Genomic DNA, 25,125 nt, shown 5'->3' with positions numbered 1-25,125 from the left:
CGGCGGCCCTGCAGGTGTCGGGTGCTCACGGCCCGCTGGTGGGGGCGTCAGCCGCCCCAGATCGCCTGCACGTAGCCCTGCGTCTCGGCATAGGGCGGGATGCCGCCGTATTGCTCCACCGCCTCGGGGCCGGCGTTGTAGGCGGCGAGCGCCAGGGGCCAGCTTCCGAAACGGTCGAACTGCCGCTTGAGGTAGCGGGCGCCACCGTCGAGGTTCTGCTGCGGGTCGGTCGGGTCCACGCCCATGAGGCGCGCCGTGTCGGGCATGAGCTGGGCGAGGCCGATGGCGCCCTTGGGCGACAGGGCGCCGGAATACCAGCCCGACTCCTGGCGGACGAGGCGGAGGAAGAGGTCCTCGGGGATGCCGTGGCGGCGGGCGGCGGCGCGGGCGGGCTCGAACCACTGGCTCGAGGCGGGGCCGCTGTAGGAGGGCACGGCGGCTGCGAGCGGCGGAACCTCGGCCCGGGGGGGCTGGAGCCGCGTCGAGTTGTTATACTGCTGCGCCGCCCGCCCGTCGAGAACCGCGACCTGCGACCGGAAGAGCGCCGTGCGGTTCATCGTCGAAATCGTGTCGGCCGTGGCCGCACCGGCCCAAGCGAGCCCTGCCGCGCAGAGGAGCGCGCCGATACGCGTTGGCTGTATGGTCATCCTCAACCTGTCCCGAACACCGACTCGTGAGGTTGGAGCCTATCCGATCGTGAGATCTTTTCCAGAGCGATCCTCTCGGGACGCCGGTTCTCCCTGGGTCGGGGCCGGCGCGGCGCGGCCGATCAGCGGCTCGGTCATCAGGTCCTCGATCAGGAGGGAGACCAGGGCGGGCCGGCCGGAGACGCCGGCCTTGCGGTAGATGGCGTTGAGATGCGCCTTGACGGTGCCCTCGGCGCTGCCGCGCAGGCGGGCGATCTCGGCGATGTCGGCGCCCTTGATGAGGAAGGTGGCGACGTCCCTCTCGGACGGGGTCAGCCGCCACTCGGCGAAGTACTCCTCGATCAGCTCGTGCAGGGCGCGGCCGGCGGCGGTGAGGCTCCTCACCATGTGGGCCTCGCGCCGCACGAGGCCGACGAACTGGCCGATCTCCAGCGCGATGGCGATGCAGAGCGTCAGGACGGCCAGTGATTCGATCGAGAGGTGGAAGTTGAGCGACCTCTGGCCCAGGTCGATGTAGTCCTCCGTGGCGTCCCAGAGGAAGAACGCGGCGCAGACGACCTGCACCGCGATCGTGACCCAGGACGATGGTCCGGGTCGGGCGTGGGGCGGAGGGACTCATTCGGCGATCATGACGTCCTCGGGGACTTCCTTGTAGCCCGTGACCATGGCCCTGGGAAGGTTCACCCCGGTCCGGCGGCTTTCCCAGATCACGGCCGCGACATGGACGAGGACGGAAATCTCGGCCCAGGTCACGGCGGCCTCGTGGAGTTCCTCCATCCACTTGACGCCCCAGAACGCGACGGTCGTCATGGCGTAGCCGGAGGCGGTGATGACGGCGAGCGCGAGGAGGAGGTTGTAGATCATCAGCGCACCCAGCGGCGTGTGCCCCAGGTGGATGCGCCGGCGCCCGGTCAGCACGTCGGCCAGCTGCTCCAGCGCGGCGCGGGGGTTCGGCGGGAAGGAGGCGAAGCGGGCGTAGCGGCTGCCGACGAGGCCCCAGGCGAGGCGCAGCAGGACAAGCGCGGCGATGGCGTAGCCGACGTAGTGGTGGATCTTGTGCTCGGGGTCGGTCAGGACGGCGTTGGCGGCGAAGAGCGTCACCAGCGTCCAGTGGAAGACCCGCACGACGGGGTCCCAGACCTTGGTTCGTGTCGTCATGGCATCTCTCCCAGGGAGGGGCGGCCCGGGGAGGGCCGGGCCGCCGGGGCCTCAGTCCTCCTGCTTCACCTCGGCGATCGAGAGGTCGTCGGCGAGGTAGATCTCGACCATCGCTCCGTCCTTGACGGCGTAGACCTCGATCCGGCCGTCCTCCATGCCGACCGAGCGGACGTCGTAGCCTTGCTGCGAGAGGGTGTCGCGGACCTGGGCCTCCTTGGCGGGGTCGAGGGCGGCCTCGGCGTCCTCGGCGCGGGCAGCGCCGCCGAGGGCGAGCGTCAGGGCAAGGGAGGCGATGAGGGTGCGGGCGATCATGGTGGTCTGTCCTTCTCGGTTGGGGGACCCGGTGCTCGGGTGCCGTGGGACGGAGTTGGACGGGAGCGGCGCGCCGGGGAATCGGACAGGAGGGGGCCCCGCCCCGGGTTGGGGCGTGGGACGGACGGCTACAACTCCGGTTTAGGCCGCATGATGCTGCTTTCGTTCCCCTTTCATTCCGGTTCCGGGCATGGTCTAACGGGTGCGACAAGTCAGAGGAGAGGGGCCATGGCGGGCTCGGTGAACAAGGTGATCCTGGTCGGGAATCTCGGCCGGGACCCGGAGGTGAGGAGCTTCCAGAACGGTGGTAAGGTGGTGAACCTGCGGATCGCCACGTCCGAGAACTGGAAGGACCGCAACACCGGCGAGCGGAAGGAACGGACCGAGTGGCACTCGGTCGCGATCTTCGACGAGAACCTCGCGCGGGTGGCGGAGCAGTATCTGAAGAAGGGCTCGACGGTCTACATCGAGGGCCAGCTCGAGACCCGGAAGTGGCAGGACCAGTCCGGGCAGGACCGCTACTCGACCGAGGTGGTGCTGCGGCCGTTCCGGAGCTCGATGACGATGCTGGGCGGACGCGGCGACGCGGGCGGCAGCGGCGGCGACTTCGACGACCAGGGCGGCGGCTACGGAGGTGGCGGTAGCCGCGGCGGCTACAGCGGCGGATCGTCGGGCGGCGGCTATGGCGGAGGCCGGAGCGGCGGGGGTGGCGGATCGGACTTGGACGACGACATCCCGTTCTGAGCAAACGGCTGATCCGGGAGGGGTCCGGCGATGCAGGCCCCTGCCCGCTTCGGCCGCGCCTGGCGTGGGGTCCGGTCTTGGTCTCGGGCCAAGTCACGGTCCGGTCGCCGAGGCACGTAGCCGGCGGCTCTGGTTCGATAGCTGGACGCGGGTTCGCCGCTGCGCGACTCGTCCTGCGTGCGGTCAGAAGAAGGCCGGTCGCCGCAGCGTCGGTCGTCGAGGGGCCCTGGACGGCGGTCCGAGTCATGGATGCGCGGGGTCGGCTGGGCGCCTGGGTCTCCTTCGGATGTGAAACGGTCTCGGGCCGTTACGGGGGCGCGGGGTTGGCGCCGCGCCGGTCCGTCGTGCCCGAGGGTCGCGCCGGGCGTGCCACGGCCACGACGCGAGGGGCGCGTTTCGACGCGCGGCGGCTGGGTCTTTGCGGCCGTGCCCCTCGCCTCGCGGCGATGGTTGATGCCTCCCAGGTGGAAAGGGGCCCGCGCTTTCCGTTCAAAGAGCTCTCGCCGGTGAAGCCTCTCTCCCGTGGGAGCCCCCGGCATGGACGGTCCTGTGAAGCCCGGGGTGCCGCTGGCCGTCCAAAGCCGCATCCGGGGGAGCGCCGTCCCCTGTCCGTCCTCCTTCCGACGCAAGCGCCCTCCTGCTCTGAGGTCCTGGGCGGGCCGAAGGGAGGCGCCATGGGACGGCTCTCCGATAGTGGCCATGCTGCGCGCCAGAGGTTAACGAATCGTAAGCGGGGCGTTCGGTGGGGGGTGGCGCGACGCAACACCCCGGATGCAAGACCCTGATCAGGCAGGGATAGTTCCTTGGACGAGGTGTTGCGTCGCCCCCTCGCGGCCCTGCGTTTGCCAGCGCCTTTCCAGGGCTCGAATCAGTGCCGTTGGCGCATGGCGCGGGAGCACGCCGTCCCGGACGAGGCCACGGGCTTTGCCCGGTGCCGCCATCGCGCGGCGGGGTGAGGCCCCCATGATTCGCGGAGCCGGCCCGTTGCGGGACCCGGTCGATGCGAGCCCGCGCGGGCCTTCAGCCGCCGGCGCCGGAGAGAAGGACGAGCCGGTGGGGCGCCGTCACCACGATATGCTTGCGGCGGCTCTCCACGATGCCGTCCTTCTCCCAGGCGGCCAGGAGGCGGCTTACGGTGTGGAGCGTGGTTCCCGTCATCTCGGCGATGTTGGCGCGGGTCACCGGGAAGGCGATCTCGATGCCGCCGTCGACCTTCCGCCCGGTCTGGTTGACCATGCGGAGGACCGCCGAGGCGACCCGCTGCTCGACCGCCTTGGTGGCGAGTTCGGCGAGGTGGTCGTTCAGCTCCTGCATCCGGCGGCCCAGCGTGGCCCAGGTCTCGGTGGCGAATCCCTCGTAGCGGGTGACGAAGCCCGGCCAGAGGCGCGTGGGCCAGGCCAGGGTCAGCGCCTCGGAGGCGGCGGTGGCGGTGGCGGGATACGTCGTCCGGCCGAGCGCCGGGGCGATGCCGATGAGCTGGCCCGGCGCGATGTGCCGCAGGACCATCTGGTCGCCGGTCGGCGTCGTCCGCACCACGCGCACGTAGCCGTCGAGGAGGAGGAAGAATCGGTCGGCCTCCTCCCCCTCGCGGAAGACCTCCGCGCCCTCGTCGTGGCGCTTGGGCGTGGCCTGGTCGAGGATCTCGCGGATCTGGGGACGCTCGAGTCGCGAGAAGGGCGGAAGGCCCGTCAGGAGGCTCTCGTCGAGCTTGTTCATCGACCTGTTCCCAGTTTGATCCAGCGCAAGGACTGGACCGGGGTGGTAGCGCATAAGCGGCAGCGAAACAAACCGGATCATCGAAAAGGGACAGTCCGATGCGTATCCAATCCGTTGCCCTCGCCACCGCCCTCGCCCTCGTGGGCGGGTCCGCCATGGCCGCCACCATCGAGGTGCAGATGCTCAACAAGGGCGAGCAAGGCGTCATGGTCTTCGAGCCCGCCTTCGTGCAGGCCCAGCCCGGCGACACGATCCACTTCGTGCCGACCAACCCCGGCCACAACGCCGAGTCGATCGAGGGGATGCTGCCCGAAGGGGCCGAGCCCTTCGTGGGCGAGGCGGGCCAGGAGATCTCGGTCACGCTGACCGAGGAAGGCCTCTATGGCGTCGAGTGCAAGCCCCATGCGGGCATGGGCATGGTCGCCCTGATCCAGGTGGGCCAGCCGACCAACCAGGAGGCCTTCGCCGCCGCCGTCGACGCCATGCGCGGCAAGGCCAAGGAGCGGATGACGGCGGACCTCGGGCTCGTCACCGAGGACGTCGCCTCCGCCCAGTAACACGTCGTCCGGCGCAACCGGACCGAGGGCGGCGGGGGAGCCTCGCCGCCCTTCTTCGTTCCCCGGACCCACCTTGGAGGACCGACCGATGAGACAAGCCAGCGCCGCCTATGACGGCCCCCCCATCCTGAGCATGGGGTTCCGTCCCTTCTTCCTCGCCGCCTCGCTGTTCGCGCTGGGGGCCATCCCGGTCTGGATCCTGGCCTGGGGCGGGCGGCTGACGCTGGGCGGCCCCTTCATCCCGACGGACTGGCACATCCACGAGATGATCTGGGGATTCGCGAGCGCCGCCGTCGCCGGGTTCCTGTTCACCGCCGTTCCGAACTGGACGGGCCGGATGCCGACTCGGGGCTGGCCGCTGGCGGCGCTGCTGGGGCTCTGGCTCCTCGGGCGCCTGGCGGTGGCGGGGCTCCTCGGGCTGCCGCCCCTGGGCGTCCTCGTCGTGGACGGGAGCTTCCTCCTCGCGGTCGCGGCGATGATCGCGCAGGAGATCGTCGCCGGGCGGAACTGGAAAAACCTCGTGGTGCTGGGGCCCGTGTCGGTGCTCTGGGCCGCGAACGTCGCCTTCCATCTCGAGGCGATGACGGCGGGCACGGCGGACGTGGGACGGCGGCTCGGGCTGTCGGTGGTGGTGTTCCTGGTCACCCTGATCGGCGGGCGGATCATCCCGAGCTTCACGCGCAACTGGCTCGTGAAGCGGGGGGACAAGAGGCTGCCCGTGCCGGTGAACCGCTTCGACGGGATCTGTCTCGCGGCCGGCGGCGTGGCCCTGCTCGCCTGGAGCCTGGTGCCGGGCGTCGTGACCGGAGCGGGGCTGGTGCTGGCGGGCGCGCTGCACGCGGTCCGGCTGTCGCGGTGGCGGGGGCTCGCCACGCGGAGCTCGGCGCTGCTCGTGATGCTGCACGTGGCCTATGCCTTCGCGCCGCTGGGGCTCCTGGCGACGGGTCTGGCCGAGTGGGGGCTGGTGCCGCCCCCGACGGGTCTGCACCTCCTGGGCGTGGGTGCCGTGGGCGGCATGATCCTCGCGGTGATGATGCGGGCCACGATGGGCCATACGGGGCGGGAGCTCGCCGCCGGGCCGATCCTTGGGGGGGCCTTCGCGCTGGTGGTCGTGGCGGCCGCCGTGCGGGCCTGCCTCGCCGATGTCACCCTGCTCGGCGTGCCCGGGCTGACCGTCGCGGCGACCCTGTGGACGGTGGCCTATGCGGGCTTCGCGCTGCGGGTGTGGCCGTGGCTGCTGGCGCCCCGCGTGGGAGAGCGGCGACCCAACCCGTGAGGGTTGCGAAGGTGGAGGGCCCCGGTCATCGTGCCGGGGCCTTTCTGCTTGGAGGGAACGGACACCGGATCGGCCGGCCAGGCGCCTTGCACGATGCGAGGACGGGAATTGCCGATGCCGGGGGGTCCCGGGTTGCGTTCCGTCGGAGCGCTCACCCGGAGGTCACGGCGACGCGCAGGCGGAAGGGGCTCGGGCCGACGAAGCGGAACAGCGTCAACACGCGGATCTCGCAGGTGCCGGAGCGGGTCGTCCAGGCGTAGGAGGACTGGCCCTCGCCCACCTCCGGGACTTAGGCGACCATGACGACCGGGTTCAGGCCCTCCACGGCGGCCTCTGCCCTCTGGCCCTCGCCCACCTCGATGCTGAAGCACAGAGGGGCTTCGGTGACCGCCTCACCCGTGAGGGTCGCCGAGGAGGCGCCGGGGGCGAAGCGGATGTCCTGGCAGGAGGCCTGCGCCAGGACGGCGCTGGGGGAAGGGCAAGGGCCAAGGCGATGGTGGCGGCCGATCGGAGCGGGGCGCGGAGCCTCTCTCGGCGACCGGAGGCAACCTGCCAGACGGGTGAGGTAGCGTCCATGCATCCAGCCGCTTCGACCGTTCAGGTCCGGGTAGTAGATCCCGACCCAGTTGCCCTGGCCGTCGCAGGTGAAGGCGACTCCGCCGGTGTGCAGCTCGTCGATCTTCGGATATGCTGTGCCGGGCCCGGACCGGACGGCGAGGAGGTTGTCCCCGTTGGGATCCAGGCCCGAGACGGTGCTGGTGGCGCAGACGGCTGCCTGTCCGTCGTCTTCCATGACCACGACGGGAACATCGAGGGTCTGCGCCCAGGAGGGACTGGCCGCGATCAGGGTCGGACCGGCAAGGCCGAGGATGAACAGGGCTAGGTGAGGCAAGGCGCGCCCGCGCCGTTGCGGTCCCGCCGAAGCTCTGGCCATCGCCGACCTTCCTGCACGATGCGACCATCACGGCGCAACCGTTGCCCCAGCTTCAACGACGCTCACGTCCGGCGGCGCTGCCGCGAGAAGGGCCGGCGCCCCATGTCCGGGCGGCGCAAGCGAGGAGAGCGTTGAGCGTTCGGAGCCGTTGCCATGCGCCACGGCGATGGCGCCGGAGCGGATCGGCGATGGAACGAGAGATCGGCAGGAAAGGAAAGGACCGCGCGACAGGAGGGACGACCCCGGGCGCGACCTCGGGGACGTCGCGGCCAGGGAGCGGCGTGGCTCAGTCCTCGCGCACGAGGCGGAAGCCCAGGTGGTCGGGCGGCACGCCGGCGGCGCATCCGCCCGCGCTCGCGTCCCGGACGAAGTCGATGACCACGGCGCGGTGCTTGCCCTCCACGACGCGGGCGCCGCAGTAGTCCGCGCGATCGGCGGGCCGGCCGTCGGGGCCGAGCGTGCCGTTGGTGGAGCAGTCGTCGGTCCATTCCCAGACGTTGCCCGCGAGGTCCTCGACCCCATGGGAGTTCGCGCCCCATGCGCCCTGCGGGCGGACGAGGGGGTCCTTCTCGAAGCCCGCCTCGCGGTCGTAGCGGACGAGCCAGCGGTCGGTCCAGTCGCCGCCGCCCAGGGCGTCGTCGGTCCAGCGCTCGGCGGCGGCGCGCTGCCACTCGGAGTCGGTGGGAAGGCGCCAGGTCTGGCCCGTGCGGTCCGAGAGCCAGGCAGCGTAGGCGGTGGCGTCGTGCCAGCTCACGCCGGTCTGGGGCTCGTCCGCGGGGCCGGGATCGGCGGCGATGCAGGCCCCGTCGGCGACGCAGGTGGCGTAGTCGGCCCGGCTCACTTGGTAACGCATGATCTGGAGAGGCTCGGTCGCGTCGAGCCGCTGGATCGGCGGGTCCATCTGGCGGCCGTCCTGGCGCCAGGTCCCCGCAGGGCGCCAGTCCCAGGAACCGGCGGAGACCGTCACCAGCTCGGGCCCCGTCGTGGGCGCGCGGTCATGCAGGGACGCCGAGGCGCCGAGGGCGAGGACCGCCAGGGCCGCAAGCGACATCTTCATGTGAGCCTCCTTGGAAGAAAGTGGGGGCGGCCCCGTCCGGCCGCCCCCTGCCCCGCCTCTCCGCCCGTCGTCCAGGCTGCCCCGGCGGGGTCATCCGGCGGATCAGGCGCCCGTATAGGGGGTCGGCGCCATCACCTGCTCCATGAGGTCGTTGTTCCACTCGCCCTCGACCTTGATGTGGGCCGTGGCGCCGAGGTTCACCGCCTCGATGAGGTTGTGGTTCACGTAGGCGTAGAGGCCCGGCTGCAGGAACTTGTAGAGCGCCGCGCCCGAGCTGCCGCCGCGGATGAACCAGGTCTCGAGGTCCACGTCGGGGACGTTGTCGAACTTGCCCGCTTCCCAGACGAGGTCGCCGTGGCCGCCGATGAGGTGCGGGCGGGTGTCGCGGTTGGCCTGGTTGTGGACGAAGAGGACCCGTTCGCCGACCTTCGCGGTCAGGGCATTGTCCCCCGTGAGCGCGCCGACGGCCCCGTTGAAGACGACGTGGCTCGGGATGAGCTTGTTCATCACGTTGACGGTGTCTTCGTAGCCCTCCGACGCATCGGCGTAGCGCTTGAAGGCGCCGTTCTCGTCGCGGGGGATGTAGAAGTCGTTCTCGCCGATGTAGATCACGCGGTCATAGGCGATGGGCTGGCCGTGCTGGTCCTTGAGGCCTTCGCGCGGCAGGACCATGATCGTGCCCGACATGCCCGAGGTGACGTGCCAGGGGATCATCGGGCCGCCCGGCGCGCAGTGGTAGGTGAAGCAGCCGGCCCGCGTCGCCTTGAAGCGGAGCACCGTCTGCTCGCCCGGGTTGATGAGGGTCAGCGCGCCGCCGCCCAGGGCGCCGGTCGAGGCGTGGAAGTCGATGTTGTGCTGGAGCATGTTGGCGGGCGGGTTGCGGAGCGTCAGCTCCACGTAGTCGCCCTGGTGGACCACCATCATCGGGCCCGGGACCGAGCCGTTGAAGGTCATCGCCTGGAGCCAGGCGTCGTCGGCGACCTGGATCTCCTTCTCGTGGATGTCCATCGTGAACTCCACGACGCGGGGGCCGCCGGGCGCGACCTGCTCGTGCTCGTGGACGAAGGGCGGCGCGACCAGCTCCCGCCGGATGCGGGGGAGGCTCGAGAGGTCGACCGGAGCGGCATCGGCCACCATCGGCGCGGTCTCGGCCTGGGCGGTCCGGACCAGCATGGGAGCGGCAGCGAGGCCTGCTCCAACCATCAGGGCGGCTCTACGCGACAGCATGATGTTCTCCTTCGTTGCGTGTCGAGAGGACATTGCCATCACACGGGGTCGTGAACGTTGTGCTGGAACAAGGTTGCCGCCGCACCGCGGCGTCCAGGGTGCGGCAGGCGGTCGCGGGTCCTGTCCAAGACGGACCGGAGGCGCCCACGCCGAGGTCAGAGGCAGGCGGTGATGCCGCCGTCGACGTAGAGGACGTGGCCGTTCACGAAGCTGGCCGCGTCCGAGGCAAGGAAGACGCATGCGCCGACGAGTTCCTCGGGCTCGGCCCAGCGGCCGGCGGGGGTGCGCCTGGTGAGCCAGTCGTTGAAGGTCGGGTCGGACCAGAGCGCGGCGTTGAGCGGCGTGCGGATGTAGCCCGGCGCGATGGCGTTGCAGTTGAGGCCGTGGCGGGCCCAGTCGGTCGCCATGCCCTTGGTGAGGTTCACGACAGCGCCCTTGGTGGCCGTGTAGGGGGCGATGGAATAGCGGGCCATAGCGGCGTTGACGGAGGCCACGTTGACGATTCGGCCCCTGCCGCGCCCGATCATGTGGCGGGCGCAGGCCTGGCCCACGTGGAAGACGCTGGCGATGTTGGTCTGGAGGAGCCGCTCGAAGGCGTCGGGCGGGAAGTCCTCCAGGGGCGCGCGGTGCTGGATGCCGGCGTTGTTGACGAGGATGTCGATGGGGCCCTGCGTCGATTCGGCGAAGTCGATGGCGGCGCGGGCGGCCTCGTGGTCGGCCACGTCGAAGGGGAGCGTTTCGGCGCCGGGGATCGTGGCGGCCGCCTCGGCGAGCTTGTCGCGGTTGCGCCCGTTGAGGATGACCTGGGCGCCGGCCTCGGCCAGCCCCTTGGCGAGGGCGAGGCCGATGCCCTGGGAGGAGCCGGTGACGAGGGCGCGGCGGCCCGAGAGGTCGAAGAGGCCGGGCATCAGATGGTGATGCCGCCGTCGATGTTGAGCGCCTGCCCCGTCATGAAGCGCGCGTCCTCGGAGGCGAGGAAGGCGCAGAGGCCGGCGATCTCCTCCGGGACGCCGAGGCGGCCGGAGGGCTGGCGGTCGAGGAAGAACTTCTCGGCGGCCTCCATGCCACCCAGCTTTTCCGCGAGCGCGGCCATGCGGCCCCGGAGCGACGGGCTGTCCACGGTGCCGGGGTTGACCGCGTTGAAGCGGATCCCGGCCTTGAGGTAGTCGGCGGCGCAGGCCTTGATGAGGCCGATGACCCCGGCCTTGTGAGCGCCGTAGGCGGTGCGGTTGGGGAAGCCCTTCACCGAGGAGGCGACCGAGGCGATGGCGGTGACGCTGCCGCCGTGCTGCTTCATGCGGGGGACGACGGCGCGGATCACGTAATAGGCGCTGTCCAGCGTGATGGCGGTGCTGCGGCGCCAGTCGTCCAGGCCGCATTCCTCGATGGTGCCGTGGTGGACCCAGCCCACGCAGTGGACGAGCGTGTCGATGCGCGGGAAACGGGAGACCCAGGCCTCGACGGCCTCGGGGTTGGTAGCGTCGACGGCGGTGGCGGAGGCCGCGGCGAGGCCGTCCATGAGGCCCGCGTCGAGGTCGGAGGCGTGGACCTCGGCCCCTTCGGCGATGAGGCGCTCGGCCACGGCGCGGCCGATTCCCTGCCCCGCCGCGGTGACGATGGCGATCTTTCCTTGGAGGTTCATTCTGTTCAGCCTGGGAAAAGGGTGAGGCCGCCGTCCACGCGGAGGACCTGGCCGTGGATGAAGCGGGATTGCGGGCCGGCGAGGAAGGCTACCGCGTCGGCGATCTCCTCCGGGTCGGCGTAGCGGTCGAGGGAGTTGTTCGTGACCATCTTGTTGGGGTCGGTCACGCGGGTCGCCTGGAAGCGCGCGGTCTTGGACGGGCCGGGGCTGACGGCGTTCACGCGGACGCCGAAGGGGCGCATCTCCAGCGCGAGGCAGCGGGTGTAGTGGACCACGGCGGCCTTGAGGGTCGAGTAGATCACCTCGGGCGTGCAGCCCATGTGGGCGGCGGCGGAGGCGATGTTGATGACGACCCCTTCGCCCCGGTCGCGCATGGGTCGGACGAAGGTCTGCGACACGAGGAAGGTGCCGATCAGGTTGTTGTTGGTCTCGACCTGGATGTCCTCCAAGGCGATGTCGAGGGCGTTGTTCGGGTTGGGCTTGCCGCCCTTGGAGCCGATGTCCCCGCCCGCGCAGTTCACCAGGATGTCCACGGTGCCGAGATCCTCGGTGATCCTGCGGGACATCTCGGCCACGGCCTCGGGGTCGCCGATGTTGCCGAGGACGTAGATGACTCGGGTGCCGTGGCGGGCGATCCTGGCCGCCACCTCCTCGATGTGCTGCGCCTCGCCGTATTGCTGGCAGCGCGTGGCGTCGATATCGTGGATCGCCACGTCGGCGCCGAGGCTCGCGAGCTTGTCGGCCATCGCGCAGCCGAGGCCCCGGCCCGAGCCGGTCACGAAAGCGATCTTGCCGGTCAACGGCCTGTCCATGGGCTACTCCATCAGTCCCAGCGCGCGCATGTTCGCGGCGCTTTTCAGCATCATCTCGCGCTCGTAGGCAAGGAGGACCTCGCCGGGGGCCTCGGCCTCCCAGGGGGTGCGGTAATCCTCGTGCGCGGGGAGGAGGTTCACCTGGGTGGCGCTCAGGGCGGCGGCGAGGCTGCGCGCGTCCTTGGGGGCGTAGCCGCGCCACCAGTCGGGGGTGAAGAGCCGGACGTGGCGGGCCTCCAGCGCGCCGGGCTCCAGGGAGGCCGTGAGGTGGCGGCCGTCGGCGAGGAGGTGGGCGAAGATCTCGCGGAACGGGACCGCGCCGTCACCGATGGCGCAGCGGACGAGGCGGTAGCCTTGGTCGGTGAACTGGACGCGGTAGTCCTTGAGGTGGACGTGGCGGATGCGCGGCGCGGCGGTGCGGACGAAGTCCATCGGCGCCTCGGCCACCGGAAAGCTGTTGCCGGTGTCGAGCGTGATGCCGATGCTGTCGCCCGCCTCCTCGCAGAAGGCCATGAGCTCGGCGCTGGCGAAGTCCTGGTGGTTCTCGATGGCGATGGTGAGGCCACGGTCGGCGGCGATGGGGGCGAGGCGGCCGAGGTCGGCGCGGATGCTGGCGACTTGCTGGGCGAACTGGGCGGCCCCGAAGGCGTTTCGGTCGCCGCAGAGGATGGGCGAGAGGCCCATGCGGACGGTCGTGGCGCCAAGGGCGGTGGCCTGGTCGAGGGCGGCCTCGTTCGGGTGCCAGAACAGGCCGGCGCTGACGATGGGGGTGAGGTTGGCGGCCTGGAGGCGGTCGCGGAGCTTGGCGAGGCCGTTCGTATCGAGGGCGGCGAGCCAGGGCTGGTGGATTTCGAGGACCCGGGCGCCGATCTCCTCGGCAATGGCGATGAAGCCGTCGAGGCCGGTGCCGTGAGGGTTCGCGCGAGGGGTGCCGGCACCTTGCAGGCCCAGCGTGTAGGTCAGGCCGTAGGGGTTGAGGCCGACGGTGAGGGTGCCGGTGGTGGCCTCCGACGTCGCGTGGTCCTTCATCTCAGTCCCCCGTCCACGGTCAGGCATTGCTTGGTGATCATGTCCGAGTCGTCCGAGCAGAGGAACAGGACGGCGTCGGCGATGTCGTCCTCCAGCAGATCGGCCTTGAGGGCCTGCCTCTCGATCATCTGCACCTTGGTCTCAGGCGTGTGCCAGAGGCGCATCTGGCGCTCCGTCATCACGCCGCCGGGGGCGACGGCGTTGACGCGGATGCCCATGGGGCCGAGCGCCGCACCCATGGAGCGGGTCATGCCGACGATGGCCGCCTTGGCGGTCGTGTAGGGGATCATGTCGGGCGAGCCGAACATCCAGGCGACCGAGGACAGGTTGACGACCGCACCGCCCCCCCGCATCCCGCATTCCGGGCACGACGGCCTGCGTGGCGAAGAACTGGTGGCGGACGTTCACGTTCTGGGAGAGGTCCCAGTCGTCCTCGGTCACCTCCCCAAGCTTGTGGCGCTGGTCGTTGGCGGCATTGTTGACGAGGGCGCGGATGGGGCCGAGCCGCGATTCCACCTGCGCGACGGCGGCCTTGAGGGCGGGGATGTCGGTGAGGTCGCAGGGGAGGAAGAGCGCCCCGGTCTCTCGCGCCAGCGCCTCGCCCGCCGCGCGGTCGATGTCGAGGACGGCCACGCGGGCCTTGTTGCGGACGAGGCCGCGCGTGATGGCCGCGCCGATGCCGGACGCGCCGCCGGTGACGAGGGCCGCTCGGCCCTCGAGGCTGGGATAGACGGCTTTGGAGGTCATAGGCGTGCTTCGGTCACCGGGTCGAAGAGGCAGGCCTTGGCCATGTCCACGAGGAGATCGGCCGTCTGGCCGACCTTGGGGGCGTCGGCGGGCTCGTAGCGGGCGGTGATCTCGGTGTCGCCGGCGCGGAGGACGACCATGGTCTCGGAGCCGGTGGGCTCGACCACCTCGACGGGGAGGCGGAGGCGGCCGAGCGCGGTCTGCCCGGGCTGCGCGCGGTGGGCGACGGTGAAGTGCTCGGGTCGGATGCCGAGGATGACGGGCTGGCCGGGGGCCTTTTGGGGCTTCGTGCCGGTGGGGAGGGGCAGGACGGACTCGCCCTCGGGCAGGTCCAGCGCCACCGCGGCGGCGCCGTCGAGCGAGGCCGTGCGGGCGGCGAGGAAGTTCATCGAGGGGCTTCCCATGAAGCCCGCGACGAAGATGTTGGCGGGACGCTCGTAGATCACCTGGGGCTCGTCGAACTGCTGGAGCACCCCCTTGTGCATCACGGCGATGCGGCTTGCGAGGGTCATGGCCTCGATCTGGTCGTGGGTGACATAGATCGTGGTCTTGGCGACGCGGTGGTGGAGCTTCTTGATCTCGGTCCGCATCTCGACCCGGAGCTTGGCGTCGAGGTTGGAGAGGGGCTCGTCGAAGAGGAAGAGCTTCGGGTCGCGGACCAGCGCCCGGCCCATGGCGACGCGCTGGCGCTGCCCGCCGGAGAGCTGGGCGGGCTTGCGCCTGAGGAGCGGCTCGATCTGGAGGAGTGACGCCACGCGGGCAATGGCCTTCTCCTGGTCCGCCTTGGGGACGCCGCGGCTCTCCATGCCGAAGGCCATGTTCTCCTTGACCGTCATCGTCGGGTAGAGCGCGTAGCTCTGGAAGACCATGGCGATGTCGCGGTCGCGGGGGGCCACGTCGTTGACGAGGCGGCCGTCGATTCGGATCTCGCCGGAGGAGACGCTTTCCAGCCCGGCGATCATGGCGAGGAGCGTGGACTTTCCGCAACCCGAGGGGCCGACCAGGGCGATGAACTCGCCGGGGCGGGCCTCGAGATTGATGTCCTTGAGGACCTCGACGGCGCCGAAGCTCTTGCGGAGGTCGTGGATGGTGAGGCTGGACATGGGGGTTCCTACTTGACCGCGCCCTGCGTCAGGCCGCGCATGAAGTACTTGCCGCCGAACAGGTAGACGAGGAGCGGGGGGACGGCCGCCATGAGCACGGCGGCGGCCTCGACATTGTGGTAGCGGACCGAGGTGGCGCCGGCGGTGAGGGCGATCAGCGCCGAGGTGATGGGCTGCTTGTCGCCCGAGGAGAAGATCACCCCGTAGATGAAGTCGTTCCAGATGCCGGTGAACTGCCAGATCACGGTGACGATCACGATGGGCGGCGAGAGCGGCAGGACGATCCGGCGGAAGATGCGCCAGAAGCCTGCGCCGTCGATCCGGGCGGCCTTGATGAGGTCGTCGGGGATGTTGACGAAGTAGTTGCGGCAGAAGAGCGTCGTGAAGCTCAGGCCCTGGACGGTGTGGATCAGTACGAGGCCGGTAATGGTGTTCGTGAGCCCCGCGTTCCCGAGGATGTAGGCCCAGGGCAGCAGCGTCATCTGCGCGGGGAGGAAGACCCCGAGGGTGATGAAGCCGAAGAGCCATTCGGACCCCCGGAAGCGCCACATGGAGAGGATGTAGCCGTTCACGAGGCCGATGGCGGTGGAGATGGCCGTCGCGGGGACGGCCATGAGGATGGAGTTCAGGAAGAAGGGGCGGATGCCCTCGCAGGTGCCGACGACGCAGAAAGTGTTGAGCGCCTCATTCCACGGCTGGACGGAGAAGCTTCGCGGTATGGCGAAGAAGCCGGTGCGATTGATCTCGGGCAGCTCGCGGAAGGAGTTGAGCAGCACGATCAGGATCGGGATGAGGTAGAAGGCCGCGAAGAGGGTCAGGAGGACGTAGACGAGCGTCTTGGCGCGGACCTTGCGGCGCAGGCCTCCGGTGGCGAGCGGGTCGAAGTCCCGGGCGAGGGTGACGTCAGCCATTTGCGGCCTCCCGGCGCTGGCGCCAGGCCATGTAGAGGGCGTAGGGGACGAGGACGGCCGCGAGGGCCAGCAGGATCATGATCGCCGCCGCAGCGCCCTGCCCGATCTGGCCGCGCTGGAACATCAGGTCGTAGACGTAGATGGCCGGCACGTTGGTCGAGAGTCCGGGGCCGCCGCCGGTGAGGGCATAGACGAGGTCGAAGGTCTTGATCGCGAACTGGAGCAGGATCACCAGCACCGCGACGAAGATCGGGCGGATCGAGGGCAGCACCACGCGCCGGTAGATGCGGGCCATGGAGGCCCCGTCGATCTGCGCGGCCTTGATGAGGTCCTGGTCCACCGAGCGCAGGCCCGCGAGGATCAGCGCCATGGCGAAGCCTGAGGCCTGCCACATCCCGGCGATGACGACGCAGTAGATCGCCATGTCGCGGTTGACGATCCAGTCGAAGCTCGCGTTCTCGAAGCCCATGTTCCTGAGCATCGCCTCGATGCCGGTGGAGGGATCGAGGATCCAGCGCCAGGAGGTGCCGGTGACGACGAAGGAGATGGCGAGGGGGTAGAGGTAGATCGCGCGCCAGACGCTCTCGCCCCGCACCCGCTGGTCGATCAAAATCGCGAGGAAGGTCCCGAGGATCAGCGAGCCCAGGACGTAGAGCGAGCCGAAGACAAAGAGGTTCGTGTAGGCGATGGTCCAGCGCTGGTGATTCCAGAGCGCGACGTAGTGCTTGAAGCCGCCGTAGGTCAGGTTCGGGAGCAGCGTGGAATTCGAGACCGAGATCCAGAGCGTCCAAAGCGTGAAGATCAGGACGTAGAGCACGCTCGCCAGGATCGTCGGCAGCAGCACGAGGCGCGGAGTCCAGGCGGCGAGCCGGTTGCGCCAGGCGAGGCTGCTGTCGCTGCGATGGTCGAGGGCGAGGGTCATGGGTCAGGGTCCTTGGAGAGGTCCCGTGCAGGATGCGCCGAGGAGGCTAACGGTCCGTTACACGATCGAACGGTCGCAACACCCCCGACGCAACGCCTTGCGGAGTGTCCCCCGGGACGCATCCCGGGGGACGAATCGGCTCACATGTTCGCCTCGACGGCGTCGGCCATGGCGTTGGCGGCATCCTCGGGGGCCATGTCGGAGTTCACGAACTCGGTGATGACCTCCATCATGGCGCCGCGCATGGCCTGCGGCACGGTCATGTTGTGGGCCATGGAGCGGACGAGGGTTCCCTGCTCGATGGACTTGGCGAGGTCCTCCTGGCTCTTCACCTGGCAGGGGTTGAAGCCCTGGCTCAGGTCCACGTCCATGCGCGCGGGGATGGAGCCTTTGGCCTGGTTGAAGACCGTCTGGAACTCGGGCGACATGATCGTGTTGGCGAGCAGCACGCTGCCTTCCTGGTAGTCGGGGTCGTCCTGCTGGAAGAACACCACCGAGTCGGCGTTCAGGATGTAGCCGTCGCCGCCCCAGTTCACGGGGGCCTGCGTGCATTCGTAGTCCTCGCCAAAGGTGTAGCCGCCGGCGTTGAGCGTGCCGATGGTCCAGTCGCCCATGAAGAGGAAGGCGGCGTCGCCGTTGGCCATCATGGCGACCTCCTCCTCGAAGGGGCGGCCGGGCATCCCGGGGTCCATCCACTCGTCGACGATCCGACGGTATTCGGCGAAGGCGTCGATCATGGGCTGGGAGCGCATGGCCTCGGTGTCGCCCTCGACGAAGGCGGACCGGTAGAGGTCGCGGTCCATGCCGTAGACGATAGAGTCGAAGGTCGTGGCGTCGGTCCAGTCGAAGGAACCGTGGGCCACGCAGATCTTGCCGGCGGCGACGATCTTCTCGCAGGCGGCGTTGAACTCGTCCCAGGTCTTGGGCGCCTCGGCGACGCCGGCGGCCTCGAGCACGGACGGGTTGTAGTACATCCAGTTGACGCGGTGGATGTTCATCGGCACCGCGACCCAGGAGCCGGCGGGCTTCATCACCTCGATGAGCTCGGGCGCGACGACCGAGTCCCAGTTGCCGGCAGTGGCGACCTCGTCGAGGTTCATGGTCATGCCGGTGCCGTTCCACTCGGCGATCTCGGGGCCCTTGAGCTGCACGGCGGGCGGGGCGTTGCCCGCGACCACGTCGGCGCGGAGCTTGGCCAGCGTGTTCGCGGTGTGGCCGGCGATGGAGGTCTGCTCCCAGGTGCCGCCCTCGGCGGTGAACATCTCGCCGAGCTTGGCGATGGCCTCGGCATCCGAGCCGGTGGCCCACTGGTGCAGCATGTTGGTGCGCGGCGTGGCCGATGCGAAGCCGGCCGACAGGGCGAGCGCCATCGCCCCCACCCCTGCGAGCAGGGGCAGATTCCGTCTGGACGTCATAGTCTTCTCTCCTCCCGTGGAGCGCTGCGGTCCTTGGCCCGTGGAGGTCCACGCGCGGCCGCTTTGCTGCTCATGGTTGAGCGTAGGAGCAGATTGACGCCAAGTCAAAAGCTACCTCGGCGCCTTCGCGCGGGGAGTTGCGGAGCGGGGCGCATCCGTGGGAGACGAGGCCCGGGCGGCCCGGCCGTCCCTTCGCGGGGAGGCGGCAGATGGGCGACGGGCGGCGGCTTCGGGTGGGGGTGCTGGGCTGCGGTCCCATCGCGCAGGCGGCGCATTTCGAGAGCGCGACCAAGGCGCGGAACGTGCGGCTCCATGCGATCTGCGATGTGGCCGAGGACCTGCTGGCGCGGATGGCGGCGACGCACGCGCCGGACCGGACCTACACCGATTACGCGGCGATGCTGGCGGACCCGGAACTGGACGCGGTGGTGATCGCGACGGCGGATGCGTTCCATGTGCAGGCGTCCTTGATGGCGCTGCGGGCGGGGAAGCACGTCCTCTGCGAGAAGCCGCTGGGCGTGGCCGTGGAGGAGGTCGAGGAACTCGCGGAGGCGGTGCGCGGATCGGGGCTGGTGCTCCAGGTCGGGCACATGAAGCGGTTCGATGCCGGGGTGCAGAGCGCGCGGGACTTCGTGCAAGGCGAGATGGGGCAGATGCTGGCGCTCAAGGCCTGGTACTGCGATTCGACGCACCGCTACGCGATGACCGACGCGGTGCAGCCGCTGATGGTGAGGAGCGCGCAGGCGAGGAAGCCGGCACAGGACCCGAAGGCGGACAAGCGGCGGTACTTCATGCTCGCGCATGGGTGCCACCTGATCGACACGGCGCGGTTCCTCGGTGGCGAGATCGTGGAGGTGCAGGCGCAGCTGCTGGAGCGGTTCGGGGCCTGGTGCTGGTTCGTGGACGTGGCGTTCGAGAGCGGGGCGCTGGGGCACCTGGACCTCACGGTCGCGGTGCGGATGGACTGGCACGAGGGGTTCCAGATCTATGGGGAGCGGGGGTCGGTCGTCGCGAAGACCTACAATCCCTGGTATTACAAGAGCTCGGACGTGGACATCTTCCACGAGGCGACTGGGACGACGACGCGGGTGCTGGGCGCCGACGGGCACTTCTACCGGCGGCAGATGGAGGCCTTCGCGGACCGGGTGCTGAACGGCGCCGAGACGGGGGCGGCCTTCGTGGAGGACGGGCTCGCCTCGGTGCGAGGGATGGTGGCGGTGGCGCGTTCGGCGGAGACCGGGAAGCCGGTTCGGCTGTCCGAGGTGGTGGGGGCGGTGTGATGCGGCTCGGGGTCTTCGCCAAGACGTTTGCGGGGGAGACGCCCGGCGAGGTGCTGTCTGCGGCGAAGGCGGCAGGGTTCGACTGCGTGCAGTACAACATGGCCTGCTCGGGGCTGGGCGCCCTGCCCCGCGTCGTGCCTGCGGAGGCGGTAGAGGCCGTGCGGGCGGCGACGGAGGCGACAGGCATCGGCATCGCGGCTGTGTCGGCGACCTACAACATGATCCACCCCGACCCGTCGGTCCGCGCGACAGGGCGGGCGGCGTTCGAGGCCATCGCCGGGGCGGCGCGCGGGATGGGGACCGGGATCGTGACCGTCTGCACGGGGAGCCTGGATGCCGAGGACCAATGGCGGTCGCATCCGGAGAACGGCTCGGGGGAGGCGTGGGAGGATTTCCTGGCGGAGATGCGGTTGCTCCTGCCGGTGGCGGAGCGGTCGGGTGTCGTGATCGGCGTGGAGCCGGAGATGGCCAACGTCGTGAGCTCCGCCGCGCGGGCGCGCGAAATGCTGGATGCGTTCCCGGGGGCGCCCATCGGCATCGTGCTCGATCCGGCGAACCTGTTCGAGGACTTGGGCGGGTTCCGGGATGGCGCCGTGGTGGACGAGGCGGTCGAGATGCTGGCGGACCGGATCGTCATGGCGCACGCGAAGGACCGGGACCCCGGGAGGCGCTTCGTGGCGGCCGGATCGGGGGTCGTGGACTTCGGGCGGTTCCTGGGAGGGCTGCGGCGCGCGGGGTTCGACGGGGCGGTGGTGACGCACGGGCTCTCGGCCGGGGAGGCGCCGGGGGTGGCGCGGTTCCTGCGGGGCCAGCTCGGATGAGGCTGGAGCCGTTCCGTCGGGATGGGGTGACGCTCGCCGTCCATCAGGTCGGCGAGGGGCGGACGATGCTGTTCCAGCACGGGCTCTGCGGCGATGCAGGGCAGACGGCGGAGGTCTTTCCCGACGGGATCGGCTGGCGGGGGCTGACGCTCGAGTGCCGGGGTCACGGAGGGTCCGAGGCGGGGTCCCTCCGGCGGCTGGGGTTCGGGACCTTCGCCAGCGATCTTGCGGCCTTCGCGGAAACGCTCGGTGGCCCGGTGGTCGTGGGCGGCATCTCGATGGGGGCGGCGCTGGCGCTGCGGCTCGCGGTGGAGCGGCCGGATCTGGTGAGCGGGCTGGTCCTGGGGCGGCCGGCCTGGGTCTGCGAGGCGCGGCCTGAGAACATGGCGCCCTATGCGCTGGTGGGGGAACTGCTCGCGCGCTGCGATCCCGCCTTGGCGCGGGAGGCGTTCGAGGCCAGCGACACGGCGCGCCGGCTCGCCAAGGAGGCGCCCGACAACCTCGCCTCGCTCCGGGGGTTCTTCTCGCGCGAGCCCGTCGCGGTCACGCGGGCGCTGCTCCTGCGGCTTGCAGCCGACGATCCGGGCGTCTCGGAGGAGGCCATCCGGGCCCTCCGCGTGCCGACCCTGGTCGTCGGGCACGGCCGGGACCTCGCGCATCCGCTGATCCACGCCGAGACGCTGGCCGGGATGATCCCGGGCGCGCGGCTCGTTCGCATCACGCCCAAGGCCGAAAGCCGCGAGCGCTACGTCGCGGACGTCCGGACCGCCTTGGCCGAGTTCCTTACGGAGGTTTCCGAATGACGACGACCGAACGTGGGCTGGGCACCCTGCCCCGCGACCGGCTCCTCGCCGAGTTCTCGCTCTGGTCGGCGGACCTGGGGCGGCTGTCCGACGAGATCGGGCGCGTGGACGAGTTCGTGGACCTCTACCATGTGGACGTGGCGGACGGGCACTTCTCGCCGGCGCTGCTGTTCTTTCCGGACCTCGTGGCGGCCTGTCGCAAGCGGACGCGGAAGCCGGTGCACGTGCACCTGATGGTGGACGACGGGGTGCTTCTCTCGCAGGTCGAGCAGTTCGCGGAGGCGGGCGCGGACCTCGTCAGCGTCCATGCGGAGAACGCGAACGCCGAGGAGGCGCTGGACCGGATCGAAGCGCGGGGCCTGGCGGGCGGGATCGTTCTCCAGCTTCACACGCCTGTCCCGGATGCGCAGCGGTTCTTGGGGCGCGTGAGGATGCTGACGCTGCTGGGGACTCGGATCGGGATCAAGGGCCAGGGGCTCGACCCGGAGGCGGAGGCGCGGCTGCGGGAGGCCAAGGGGCTGATCGGCGCGCGGGAGGTGCTGCTGGGCGCGGACGGCGGCATCCGGGAGCATACGGTGCCGGGGCTGCGCGCGGCGGGGGCGGACACCGTGGTGATGGGGTCGCTGGCGTTCAACGACCCGGACCTCGCGGGGCGGATCGCCTGGGTGCGGGGGCAGCGTGGCTGAGTCGCTCGCCATCGGGATCGACCTCGGCGGGACGCAGGTCCGGGCGGCGCTGGTGGAGGGCGGGACGCTGCTCGCCCGCGCCGCCGAGCCGACCGACGCGGCCGGGGGACCCGAGGCGGTGCTGCGGCAGATGACGGTGCTGATCGCGCGGGTCGCGCCGGAGGGGCGCGAGGTGCGGGGCATCGGCATCTGCTCGCCCGGGCCGCTCGACAGCGAGACGGGAACGATCCTGAACATCCCCACCCTGCCGGGCTGGGACGGGCTCCCGTTGAGGGGCATCCTGGCGGAGAGGACCGGGCTGCCGGTCGTCCTGGAGAACGACGGGATCGCGGCGGCCTTCGGGGAGTGGCGGCACGGGGCCGGTCGGGGGTTGCGGCATCTGGTCTATGTGACCGTCAGCACGGGGATCGGCGGGGGCGTCGTGCTGGACGGGCGGCTCCTGCATGGGCGGCGGGGGATGGCGGGCCATGTGGGGCACCTGCCGCTGGCGGTGGACGGGCCGGCCTGCGCCTGCGGGGCGCCGGGCTGCTTCGAGGCGCTGGCCTCGGGGAGCGCGCTGGGTGCCGCCGCGCGGAAGGCGGTGCGGGGCCAGCCGGAAAGCCGTCTGTCGGGGCGCGACCCCGAGGGCCTGACGGCCCGGGACGTGGTCGCGGCGGCGCGCGAGGGGGACGCGCTGGCGCTGCGGCTGCTGGGCCTCGAGGCGCGGTGGCTGGGGCTGGGGTTCGTGGGGCTCCTGCACCTCTACAGCCCGGAGGCGATCGTGATGGGCGGCGGCGTGGCCGAGGCCTTCGACCTGCTGGAGACGGAGATTCACGCCACGATCCGATCGCGCGCGATGGCGGCGTTCCGGGACGTGCCGGTAATGAAGGCGGGGCTCGGGGGGAACTCGGGCCTGATCGGGGCGGCGGCGCTGGCGCTGGACGGCTCGCAAGGGGGACCAAGATGACGGCGATGACGACGGCGGAGCGGCGGGGCTACCAGCAGATCTGCGGCGATGAGGGCGCGATGCTGGTCGTGGCCTGCGACCAGCGCGGGAGCATGAGGTCGCTGCTCTCGGACGACCCGGAGGCGCGGAAGCGCATCTCGAACGATGACCTGGGTCTCGTGAAGATGGACATCGCCCAGTATCTCGCGCGAGACGCGGGGTGCGTGCTGCTCGACCCGGTCTGCGCGGTGCCGGGGATCGTGGACCAAGGGGTGCTGCACCGCTCGACGGGGCTGCTGATCGGGCTGGATGCCTCGGGGTGGGACACCTCTCCCGTGGGCTACCGGGTGTCCACGCTGGTCGAGGGCGTCACCGCTCGGCGGGTGCGGGAGCTGGGCGGGACCGGCGGGAAGATCATGGTCTATTTCCGCTCGGACCGCCCGGAGGCGAACCGGGAGAACCTGGAGACGTTGCGGAGGATCGTCGAGGACTTCGCGGCCGAGGACCTGCTGCTCGTCGTGGAGTTCCTGACCTATGCGGTCGAGGGGGAGACGCCGGAGGAGCACAAGGCGAAGGTGCCCGAGCTGATCCTGGGGGGCACTCGGCTCTGTCTGGATGCCGGGGCGAAGGTGCTGAAGATCCCCTATCCGGGGACGCCGGAGGCCTGCGCGGCGGTGACCGAGATGGCGGGCGACGTGCCTTGGGCGGTGCTCTCGGCGGGCGTGGATCATGCGACCTTCCTGGGGCAGGTCGAGGCGGCGATGGCTAACGGAGCCAATGGGGTGATCGCAGGTCGGTCGCTCTGGAAGGACTGCATCTCGCTCGACCGGGAGGAGACGCGGCGGCGGCTCACCGACGTCGCGGTGCCCCGGCTGAACGAGATCAAGGCGGTGATCGCGCGGCACCGGGCGGCATGAGCCCCCGGGCCGCCATCGGCATCGACATCGGCGGGACGCATCTGCGGGCGGCGCTGGTGTCGTCCAAGGGGACGATCTTGGCGCAGCGGCGAGTCGCGACCCGGCGGGAGCCGGAGGCGGTGCTGGCGGACTGCCTCGCGCTGGTCGCGGAGCTGCGGGTCCCGGAGGCAGTGGGCGTGGGGATCGGCGTACCCGGGCGCGTCGATGCCGAGCGGCGTGAGGTGCTGTCGGGCGGCTACGTGGACCTCTCGGGGATGCCCTTCGCTGAGCGCGTGCAGGAAGCGACGGGGCTGCGCGTCCTCGTGGAGAACGACGCGGCGATGGCGCTTCTGGCCGAGCAGGCATTCGGAGCGGCGCGAGGGTGCGGCAATGCTGTGCTGCTGACCATCGGCACCGGGATCGGCGGGGCGATGCTGGAGCGTGGGCGGCTCCTGCGGGGGAAGAGGACTGCGGGACAGCTCGGGCATCTGGTGATGGAGCCGGAAGGGCTGTCGTGCCTCTGCGGGCGGCGGGGCTGCCTGGAGACGGTCAGCTCGGGGACGGCGCTGGGGCGGCTGGTGGCGGAGGCGGGACTTTCGGCGGGAACGCGGGCTGGGGACCTGCTGGCGCGGGCCGAGGAGCCGGCGGCCCGGGCCGTCCTCCGCGCCTGGGCCGGTCCGCTTCGCCGGGCGGTCGATTCGCTGGCGGCGGCGCTTGACCCGGAGGTGGTGCTCCTCGGCGGGGGTCTCGGAGCTGAGGCGGTGGCGGCCCTGGGTGCCCTGCCCTCCTCGGGCTCGCCATGGTTCGGGGTGCCGGTCCGGGCGACGGCGCTCGGGGACGAGGCCGGAGTGATCGGGGCCGCCGTGGCGGCGCTGAGCGGCCGGGTGACGAAGCGGGCGGTGCTCGTCAACGGGGTGCCTGCCAGCGGGAAGAGCACCGTCGCGCGGGCGCTGGCAGAGGCGCTGGGCTGGCCGCGGCTGACGCTTGACACGGTGAAGCAGCCGTTCCTGGAGGAGCTGCCGCCAGGGGACCGGCTGTTCAACCGGACGCTCGGGCGCGCGAGCTACCGGGCGATCTGGGACCTGATGCGGGACGCGCCGGAGGGGTCGGGATTCGTCGTGGATGCCTGGTTCGGGTTCCAGCCGCTCGCGATGCTGTCGGAGGGGCTGGGTCGTGCCGGGATGGATGCCGTCGCGGAGGTCTGGTGCGAGGCGCCGCCGGAGGAGATCGGGCGCCGCTACGCCGAACGCGTGGCCGGTCGGGGACCCGGGCATCCGGGGCTCGACTACGTCCCGGAGCTCGTCGAGCTGGCGCGGCGGGCGGGACCCACGGGACTCGCGCCGGTCCATCGCGTGGACACGACGAAGCCGCTCGACTCCGGAGGGCTTGTCGCGTCGGTGCGGGAGATGCTGGAAATTCCCTTGAGTCAGCAAGGCACTTGACGCAATCGTTCGCTGCCGCTGTTATCGCTCACGCCGAAGTTCGGCAACGCGGAGCGCCCGCAT

At 70.8% G+C, this 25,125-nt stretch carries 28 protein-coding genes and 1 pseudogene; 10 read left to right on the top strand and 19 right to left on the bottom strand.

All coding sequences use genetic code 11. The features are described 5' to 3' along the window. Positions 1-47 precede the first annotated feature (47 nt). The 4 genes from RUMESO_RS07910 to RUMESO_RS07895 are packed head-to-tail and all read right to left on the bottom strand — an operon-like array spanning position 48 to position 2,117. A complete protein-coding gene (locus RUMESO_RS07910) occupies positions 48-647 on the bottom strand; it encodes a lytic transglycosylase domain-containing protein (protein WP_051521123.1) in 600 nt (199 codons plus the stop codon). A gap of 39 nt (positions 648-686) precedes the next feature. Next, entirely contained in the window at positions 687-1,211 is a 525-nt protein-coding gene (locus RUMESO_RS07905) for a helix-turn-helix transcriptional regulator (protein ID WP_245639195.1), read from the bottom strand. Positions 1,212-1,262: 51 nt separating this feature from the next. Continuing rightward, entirely contained in the window at positions 1,263-1,805 is a 543-nt protein-coding gene (locus tag RUMESO_RS07900; RefSeq protein ID WP_037279467.1) for a cytochrome b/b6 domain-containing protein, read from the bottom strand. A 51-nt stretch (positions 1,806-1,856) separates the two neighbouring features. Beyond that, positions 1,857-2,117, bottom strand: a complete 261-nt coding sequence (locus RUMESO_RS07895; protein ID WP_037279466.1) for a PepSY domain-containing protein — start codon at positions 2,115-2,117, stop codon at positions 1,857-1,859. A gap of 228 nt (positions 2,118-2,345) precedes the next feature. Here RUMESO_RS07895 and ssb point away from each other — a divergent pair, with 228 nt between their 5' ends. Further along, positions 2,346-2,861 carry a single-stranded DNA-binding protein gene (ssb, locus tag RUMESO_RS07890; RefSeq protein WP_037279465.1) on the top strand — a complete coding sequence of 172 codons (516 nt, stop codon included), beginning with the start codon at positions 2,346-2,348 and terminating at the stop codon, positions 2,859-2,861. A gap of 1,020 nt (positions 2,862-3,881) precedes the next feature. On the opposite strand, the gene RUMESO_RS07885 is transcribed toward ssb, so the two are convergent. Further along, positions 3,882-4,577 carry a Crp/Fnr family transcriptional regulator gene (locus RUMESO_RS07885; protein ID WP_037279464.1) on the bottom strand — a complete coding sequence of 232 codons (696 nt, stop codon included), beginning with the start codon at positions 4,575-4,577 and terminating at the stop codon, positions 3,882-3,884. A gap of 98 nt (positions 4,578-4,675) precedes the next feature. On the opposite strand from RUMESO_RS07885, the gene RUMESO_RS07880 reads away from it, so the two are divergent. Then, positions 4,676-5,134, top strand: a complete 459-nt coding sequence (locus RUMESO_RS07880; RefSeq protein ID WP_037279463.1) for a pseudoazurin — start codon at positions 4,676-4,678, stop codon at positions 5,132-5,134. Positions 5,135-5,222: 88 nt separating this feature from the next. Then, positions 5,223-6,410, top strand: coding sequence for an NnrS family protein (locus tag RUMESO_RS07875; protein ID WP_037279461.1), 1,188 nt, complete (start codon positions 5,223-5,225; stop codon positions 6,408-6,410). A 151-nt stretch (positions 6,411-6,561) separates the two neighbouring features. Here RUMESO_RS07875 and RUMESO_RS27760 read toward each other — a convergent pair whose 3' ends face one another. From RUMESO_RS27760 to RUMESO_RS07815, 14 genes and pseudogenes are all read right to left on the bottom strand, one after another. Further along, the gene (locus RUMESO_RS27760; protein WP_281177546.1) at positions 6,562-6,690 is read right to left on the bottom strand and encodes a hypothetical protein; all 129 of its coding nucleotides are present in this window, start codon (positions 6,688-6,690) and stop codon (positions 6,562-6,564) included. A 9-nt stretch (positions 6,691-6,699) separates the two neighbouring features. Beyond that, entirely contained in the window at positions 6,700-7,344 is a 645-nt protein-coding gene (locus RUMESO_RS26225; protein WP_051521122.1) for an SH3 domain-containing protein, read from the bottom strand. A gap of 286 nt (positions 7,345-7,630) precedes the next feature. Beyond that, complete coding sequence (locus RUMESO_RS07865; protein ID WP_037279460.1) at positions 7,631-8,401, bottom strand: formylglycine-generating enzyme family protein; 771 nt, start codon at positions 8,399-8,401, stop codon at positions 7,631-7,633. 102 nt (positions 8,402-8,503) lie between these two features. After that, complete coding sequence (gene nirK / locus RUMESO_RS07860) at positions 8,504-9,628, bottom strand: copper-containing nitrite reductase (protein WP_037279459.1); 1,125 nt, start codon at positions 9,626-9,628, stop codon at positions 8,504-8,506. A gap of 155 nt (positions 9,629-9,783) precedes the next feature. Further along, entirely contained in the window at positions 9,784-10,536 is a 753-nt protein-coding gene (locus RUMESO_RS07855) for an SDR family oxidoreductase (protein WP_037279458.1), read from the bottom strand. Next, entirely contained in the window at positions 10,536-11,270 is a 735-nt protein-coding gene (locus tag RUMESO_RS07850; RefSeq protein WP_037279457.1) for an SDR family oxidoreductase, read from the bottom strand. Before RUMESO_RS07850 ends, RUMESO_RS07855 begins: the two co-directional genes overlap by 1 nt. A gap of 5 nt (positions 11,271-11,275) precedes the next feature. Then, positions 11,276-12,082: an SDR family NAD(P)-dependent oxidoreductase gene (locus RUMESO_RS07845; protein WP_037279455.1), complete on the bottom strand. Its 807-nt coding sequence runs from the start codon at positions 12,080-12,082 to the stop codon at positions 11,276-11,278. A gap of 3 nt (positions 12,083-12,085) precedes the next feature. Then, entirely contained in the window at positions 12,086-13,111 is a 1,026-nt protein-coding gene (locus tag RUMESO_RS07840; RefSeq protein WP_051521121.1) for a sugar phosphate isomerase/epimerase family protein, read from the bottom strand. Next, positions 13,108-13,419 carry an SDR family NAD(P)-dependent oxidoreductase gene (locus tag RUMESO_RS28115; RefSeq protein WP_342670743.1) on the bottom strand — a complete coding sequence of 104 codons (312 nt, stop codon included), beginning with the start codon at positions 13,417-13,419 and terminating at the stop codon, positions 13,108-13,110. The genes RUMESO_RS07840 and RUMESO_RS28115 overlap by 4 nt, the downstream gene beginning before the upstream one ends. A 103-nt stretch (positions 13,420-13,522) precedes the next feature. Further along, a pseudogene (locus tag RUMESO_RS28110) lies at positions 13,523-13,858 on the bottom strand (SDR family NAD(P)-dependent oxidoreductase); the annotation flags it as partial. Next, positions 13,855-14,961, bottom strand: coding sequence for an ABC transporter ATP-binding protein (locus tag RUMESO_RS07830; RefSeq protein ID WP_037279454.1), 1,107 nt, complete (start codon positions 14,959-14,961; stop codon positions 13,855-13,857). The pseudogene RUMESO_RS28110 and the gene RUMESO_RS07830, both read right to left, overlap by 4 nt. 8 nt (positions 14,962-14,969) lie before the next feature. After that, a complete protein-coding gene (locus RUMESO_RS07825; RefSeq protein WP_156362753.1) occupies positions 14,970-15,872 on the bottom strand; it encodes a carbohydrate ABC transporter permease in 903 nt (300 codons plus the stop codon). Beyond that, positions 15,865-16,794, bottom strand: a complete 930-nt coding sequence (locus RUMESO_RS07820) for a carbohydrate ABC transporter permease (protein ID WP_037279452.1) — start codon at positions 16,792-16,794, stop codon at positions 15,865-15,867. Before RUMESO_RS07820 ends, RUMESO_RS07825 begins: the two co-directional genes overlap by 8 nt. 140 nt (positions 16,795-16,934) lie before the next feature. Continuing rightward, positions 16,935-18,209 (bottom strand): ABC transporter substrate-binding protein, encoded by a 1,275-nt coding sequence (locus RUMESO_RS07815; protein WP_037279450.1) that lies wholly within the window; start codon positions 18,207-18,209, stop codon positions 16,935-16,937. 209 nt (positions 18,210-18,418) lie between these two features. Here RUMESO_RS07815 and RUMESO_RS07810 point away from each other — a divergent pair, with 209 nt between their 5' ends. The 7 genes from RUMESO_RS07810 to RUMESO_RS07780 are packed head-to-tail and all read left to right on the top strand — an operon-like array spanning position 18,419 to position 25,062. After that, entirely contained in the window at positions 18,419-19,489 is a 1,071-nt protein-coding gene (locus RUMESO_RS07810) for a Gfo/Idh/MocA family protein (protein WP_037279448.1), read from the top strand. Beyond that, on the top strand, positions 19,489-20,310 hold the full coding sequence (locus tag RUMESO_RS07805) for a sugar phosphate isomerase/epimerase family protein (RefSeq protein WP_037279447.1): 822 nt from the start codon (positions 19,489-19,491) through the stop codon (positions 20,308-20,310). The genes RUMESO_RS07810 and RUMESO_RS07805 overlap by 1 nt, the downstream gene beginning before the upstream one ends. Continuing rightward, positions 20,307-21,113 (top strand): alpha/beta fold hydrolase, encoded by an 807-nt coding sequence (locus RUMESO_RS07800; RefSeq protein WP_037279445.1) that lies wholly within the window; start codon positions 20,307-20,309, stop codon positions 21,111-21,113. Before RUMESO_RS07805 ends, RUMESO_RS07800 begins: the two co-directional genes overlap by 4 nt. Next, entirely contained in the window at positions 21,110-21,799 is a 690-nt protein-coding gene (locus tag RUMESO_RS07795) for a ribulose-phosphate 3-epimerase (protein ID WP_037279444.1), read from the top strand. The genes RUMESO_RS07800 and RUMESO_RS07795 overlap by 4 nt, the downstream gene beginning before the upstream one ends. Beyond that, positions 21,792-22,745 carry an ROK family protein gene (locus tag RUMESO_RS07790; RefSeq protein ID WP_037279443.1) on the top strand — a complete coding sequence of 318 codons (954 nt, stop codon included), beginning with the start codon at positions 21,792-21,794 and terminating at the stop codon, positions 22,743-22,745. Before RUMESO_RS07795 ends, RUMESO_RS07790 begins: the two co-directional genes overlap by 8 nt. Beyond that, entirely contained in the window at positions 22,742-23,641 is a 900-nt protein-coding gene (locus RUMESO_RS07785) for a tagatose-bisphosphate aldolase (protein WP_037279442.1), read from the top strand. The genes RUMESO_RS07790 and RUMESO_RS07785 overlap by 4 nt, the downstream gene beginning before the upstream one ends. Continuing rightward, positions 23,638-25,062, top strand: a complete 1,425-nt coding sequence (locus RUMESO_RS07780) for an ROK family protein (RefSeq protein ID WP_037279441.1) — start codon at positions 23,638-23,640, stop codon at positions 25,060-25,062. The genes RUMESO_RS07785 and RUMESO_RS07780 overlap by 4 nt, the downstream gene beginning before the upstream one ends. Positions 25,063-25,125: the final 63 nt, after the last annotated feature.

Source organism: Rubellimicrobium mesophilum DSM 19309, from assembly GCF_000600335.2.
Classification (GTDB): Bacteria; Pseudomonadota; Alphaproteobacteria; order Rhodobacterales; family Rhodobacteraceae; genus Rubellimicrobium; species Rubellimicrobium mesophilum.
This window is presented reverse-complemented; position numbering and strand designations above follow the sequence as displayed.

Excerpts from the sequence above, each read along its gene's own strand:
- RUMESO_RS07910 (WP_051521123.1), bottom strand. The coding sequence starts at position 647 with ATGACCATACAGCCAACGCGTATCGGCGCGCTCCTCTGCGCGGCAGGG.
- RUMESO_RS07900 (WP_037279467.1), bottom strand. The coding sequence starts at position 1,805 with ATGACGACACGAACCAAGGTCTGGGACCCCGTCGTGCGGGTCTTCCAC.
- RUMESO_RS07895 (WP_037279466.1), bottom strand. The coding sequence starts at position 2,117 with ATGATCGCCCGCACCCTCATCGCCTCCCTTGCCCTGACGCTCGCCCTC.
- ssb (WP_037279465.1), top strand. The coding sequence starts at position 2,346 with ATGGCGGGCTCGGTGAACAAGGTGATCCTGGTCGGGAATCTCGGCCGG.
- RUMESO_RS07885 (WP_037279464.1), bottom strand. The coding sequence starts at position 4,577 with ATGAACAAGCTCGACGAGAGCCTCCTGACGGGCCTTCCGCCCTTCTCG.
- RUMESO_RS07880 (WP_037279463.1), top strand. The coding sequence starts at position 4,676 with ATGCGTATCCAATCCGTTGCCCTCGCCACCGCCCTCGCCCTCGTGGGC.
- RUMESO_RS07875 (WP_037279461.1), top strand. The coding sequence starts at position 5,223 with ATGAGACAAGCCAGCGCCGCCTATGACGGCCCCCCCATCCTGAGCATG.
- RUMESO_RS26225 (WP_051521122.1), bottom strand. The coding sequence starts at position 7,344 with ATGGCCAGAGCTTCGGCGGGACCGCAACGGCGCGGGCGCGCCTTGCCT.
- RUMESO_RS07865 (WP_037279460.1), bottom strand. The coding sequence starts at position 8,401 with ATGAAGATGTCGCTTGCGGCCCTGGCGGTCCTCGCCCTCGGCGCCTCG.
- nirK (WP_037279459.1), bottom strand. The coding sequence starts at position 9,628 with ATGCTGTCGCGTAGAGCCGCCCTGATGGTTGGAGCAGGCCTCGCTGCC.
- RUMESO_RS07855 (WP_037279458.1), bottom strand. The coding sequence starts at position 10,536 with ATGCCCGGCCTCTTCGACCTCTCGGGCCGCCGCGCCCTCGTCACCGGC.
- RUMESO_RS07850 (WP_037279457.1), bottom strand. The coding sequence starts at position 11,270 with ATGAACCTCCAAGGAAAGATCGCCATCGTCACCGCGGCGGGGCAGGGA.
- RUMESO_RS07845 (WP_037279455.1), bottom strand. The coding sequence starts at position 12,082 with ATGGACAGGCCGTTGACCGGCAAGATCGCTTTCGTGACCGGCTCGGGC.
- RUMESO_RS07840 (WP_051521121.1), bottom strand. The coding sequence starts at position 13,111 with ATGAAGGACCACGCGACGTCGGAGGCCACCACCGGCACCCTCACCGTC.
- RUMESO_RS28115 (WP_342670743.1), bottom strand. The coding sequence starts at position 13,419 with ATGTTCGGCTCGCCCGACATGATCCCCTACACGACCGCCAAGGCGGCC.
- RUMESO_RS07830 (WP_037279454.1), bottom strand. The coding sequence starts at position 14,961 with ATGTCCAGCCTCACCATCCACGACCTCCGCAAGAGCTTCGGCGCCGTC.
- RUMESO_RS07825 (WP_156362753.1), bottom strand. The coding sequence starts at position 15,872 with ATGGCTGACGTCACCCTCGCCCGGGACTTCGACCCGCTCGCCACCGGA.
- RUMESO_RS07820 (WP_037279452.1), bottom strand. The coding sequence starts at position 16,794 with ATGACCCTCGCCCTCGACCATCGCAGCGACAGCAGCCTCGCCTGGCGC.
- RUMESO_RS07815 (WP_037279450.1), bottom strand. The coding sequence starts at position 18,209 with ATGACGTCCAGACGGAATCTGCCCCTGCTCGCAGGGGTGGGGGCGATG.
- RUMESO_RS07810 (WP_037279448.1), top strand. The coding sequence starts at position 18,419 with ATGGGCGACGGGCGGCGGCTTCGGGTGGGGGTGCTGGGCTGCGGTCCC.
- RUMESO_RS07805 (WP_037279447.1), top strand. The coding sequence starts at position 19,489 with ATGCGGCTCGGGGTCTTCGCCAAGACGTTTGCGGGGGAGACGCCCGGC.
- RUMESO_RS07800 (WP_037279445.1), top strand. The coding sequence starts at position 20,307 with ATGAGGCTGGAGCCGTTCCGTCGGGATGGGGTGACGCTCGCCGTCCAT.
- RUMESO_RS07795 (WP_037279444.1), top strand. The coding sequence starts at position 21,110 with ATGACGACGACCGAACGTGGGCTGGGCACCCTGCCCCGCGACCGGCTC.
- RUMESO_RS07785 (WP_037279442.1), top strand. The coding sequence starts at position 22,742 with ATGACGGCGATGACGACGGCGGAGCGGCGGGGCTACCAGCAGATCTGC.
- RUMESO_RS07780 (WP_037279441.1), top strand. The coding sequence starts at position 23,638 with ATGAGCCCCCGGGCCGCCATCGGCATCGACATCGGCGGGACGCATCTG.